Origin of the sequence: Amycolatopsis bullii, assembly GCF_014654205.1 — a bacterium.
Classification (GTDB): Bacteria; Actinomycetota; Actinomycetes; order Mycobacteriales; family Pseudonocardiaceae; genus Amycolatopsis; species Amycolatopsis plumensis.
Map to the genome: position 1 here is coordinate 1 of NZ_BNAW01000103.1, position 3,027 is coordinate 3,027.

At 76.3% G+C, this 3,027-nt stretch carries 1 protein-coding gene and 1 pseudogene; one reads left to right on the forward strand and one right to left on the reverse strand.

The genetic code is table 11. The annotated features are described in order from the left end of the window. Positions 1–256 precede the first annotated feature (256 nt). Entirely contained in the window at positions 257–2,410 is a 2,154-nt protein-coding gene (locus IE317_RS44030) for a phospholipase A2 (RefSeq protein WP_191317299.1), read from the reverse strand. Positions 2,411–2,563: 153 nt separating this feature from the next. Here IE317_RS44030 and IE317_RS44035 point away from each other — a divergent pair. Further along, positions 2,564–3,027, forward strand: a pseudogene (locus IE317_RS44035) (hypothetical protein); the annotation flags it as partial.

A 3,027-nucleotide genomic window follows, 5' to 3' on the forward strand; every position in this document is an offset into this window, starting at 1 on the left:
CGCGGGGGCGGCGCGGCGGCGTGCCGCGACGTGCGTCGTCCCGGCCTGGCTCGTCCTGCCAGGGCCGGGCGGGGCGACGGCCGCCTTGCCCGTTCCGAGGCGGGTGATCCACGCGGGCGACTCCTCACTCCATCGATCGGGTGGTGCTAGGGATGGGACGCATGGTGCCTGCCCCGGGTTGCTGCAGCGTTACACATCCCCCCGCGGATGTGTCATGCACCACCCAGTTTCCCGCACGTTCGACGGTTTCGCCTGGTCAGGACGTCACATTGGCCGGTGGCCGAGCCGGGATGAGGGTGCCCGCGGCGGCCAGCAGGGCAAACGCGGCCGTCACCGCGTGGAGGGTGACGCCGAGGAAGCCCGGCGTGCTGCCGTCGGCGGCGAAGAGCAGCGAGGGCGCGCAGGCGAGCGCCGTCGCCAGCCAGGTGCCGGTCGCCGCGCCCGCCCCGATCCGGATCGTGTGCAGCAGGAAGACCCCGAGCAGCAGGTGCACCAGGCTCTGGATCGGGTCGAGCCGCAGACCCAGCAGGTCGGCGTCGGCGGCGACCCCGCCGAAGCGGGTCAGCGCGAAGCCGAACACGCCCAGCGTCGCGTAGCCGATCCCGAGCCCGGCAGCGGCCCGGGTGAGCACCGCCGTCCGGCGGCCGGGGTGGTCGGCCGCACGCGGCTCCCGCACGCCGTGGGTGTGCCGTTCGAACCACCAGAAGACCAGCGTGGCGGGCACCGCGAGCAGCCCGACCGCGACCAGCGTGCGCGGGCGGATCAGCCAGCTGAGCCCGCCGGCGATCCGGCCGGGCAGGTACACGACGGCGACCAGCAGCAGCATCGCGGCGAGGAACGCCAGGTAGAGGCTCATCGGCGCGCGCAGGACGAGCCGGCAGGCGCGGGCGACGCCGGGCCGGTCGCCGAGCCGGCCGAGCGGGCGGGCCAGCAGCCCGAGCACCCCCAGCTGGACCAGGCCCAGCAGCAGCACGCCCCACGGCGGCGCGGAGAACGCGGCGGGCGCGCCCGGGCTGCCGAGCAGGACAGGCGGCCCGTCCCGCAGGACGCTCATCCCGGCGAGGCCCGCGAGCCCGGCCACGGCGGCCGCGGCGAGCAGCCGCCGCGACGGCCGGACGCCGTCGGCGTGCGCGAAGGCGAGCTGCTGGGCGAGCAGGGCGATGGCGAACGTCGCCGCGTAGCGCGGCAACGGCGAACCGGACCAGTTCGCGGCGAGCTCGCCGGCGGCGACCAGGGCGAGCAGGCCGACGGCCGCGCTTACCGGCGCCCGGCGGTGCAGGGCCAGCAGCGGAGGAGCGCAGACGATCGTCAGCAGGTAGACACCGAGCAGCCAGAGCGGGTGCAGGGCGATCCGCATCACCGTCGCGGTCGTCCCCGCCGGGCTGCCCAGCAGTTCGAGCGCGAGCGGCGTCAGCAGCGCCACGACCGCGAAGATCAACGCCGGGCGCAGCAGCGGGCTCGCGCGTTCGGCGAGGTAGTGCCGGTAGCCGCCGCCCGCCTCCTGCTCGGCTCGCCAGCCGGCGGCGTTGGCGTGGCCACCGGCGAAGTAGATCAGCGGGGCGAGCTGGGCGAGCCAGGTCAGCGGCCACAGCGCCGGCTCGGGGGCCCCGGCCCAGTACGCGAGCGCCGTCACCGACTCGCCGAGCAGCAGGAGCACGACCCCGCCGGCCCCGAGCAGGGCCCACCGGCTGACCTCCGCGGGAACGGCGGCGGGCACGGGCGCCCGCGGCTCGCGGCGGGCGCGCAGCCAGCCGCGCAGCCGGAAGACCAGCAGACAGCCGATGACGAGCACCCCGGCGACCATCGGGCCGATCGGGTCGCCGACCGGCGGGCCCCAGCGCTGGTGCCACGAGTTGACGACCAGCCCGGCCGAGTAGAGGGAGGCGACGACCCGGCAGGTGAGCGCGGAGTTCATCGGGTTGAGGTCGCAGGCGTGGTGCATGTCGTAGGACAGCCGGTCGTCCAGGGCCTCCCGGACCTCCGGGCCGAGCGGGTGACCCTTGCGGTCGGCGTACCGGAGCAGGTCGTAGCCGAGGTCGTGGGCCTTGCACGGAACGGCGTAGTCCCACTTCGTGTTGTCGTCGCCCCACGGCGTCGAGCAGCCGCCGTCGGTGTGCACGGCGCGGACCGTGCCGTCGCGGGCGGGCATCGCGCCCGGGGTGACGCCGCTGAGTGCGGTGAAGTCCTTCGGCAGCCGGGCGAGCGCGTCGGGGTGCGGGCCGGGGTGGACCAGCGCCTCGATGGCGTTCTGCGCGGCCAGCACGTCACCGGTGGGCGGGCCCTGGTCCGGCGGCGACGGCGGCCGCGAGGCGATCAGCCCGAAGGCGAAGACGACCAGCAGGACCAGCAGCAGCCAGCCCGACGTCGACCAGGGTCGGCGGGTGCGTCGCGGATCGGTCGGGGCCGGCATGGGTTCAAGGGTGCCAGCCCCGCTCGGCGGCCGACATGGGGATAACCGCAGGGGCACGGTGGGGTTGCCCGGATGGCTGCCCGTTCTTCCCTTCCGCGGCGGAGAGGTCCTGGCGAGACTGGGCGGAGGGGGCGCGGTGACCAGGAGGCAGCAGTGCGCTCGACCGAGCTCGCCGTGCCCGCGGAGAACACCGTGCGCGCACTGCGCCGGCTCGCCCCCGGCGCCCGCTTGCGCACGCCGGGAACGCCGGACCTGCGCCTTCTTGCGATGGCGTTGCGTGAGTGCGCACCGCGGGAGCTGGCCGGTGCGCATCCCGGACCGGTCGCCCGTGCGGTGCTGGCCGCCCAGCTGGGAGCGCTGGACCGCGCGATGACGGGCTTCTTCGCCGCGGGTGTCCCGGAGGCCGCCCGGCTGGTGAGGGCCGCGCGGTTCGGCAGGGTCCGGCGGGCGCGGCCGCTGCACGACCGGCTGGCCACCGAGCCGGGCCTGCGGACGGCGGCGCTGGCCTGGGCGGAGGTGCTCGGGCACCGGATGCTGGCGGGGCAGCTGCGCGGAGTTCCGGCGGCGCCGGAGGAAGAGGACGGACGGCTGGCGGCGGAGCTGGCGGTGGCGGCGCT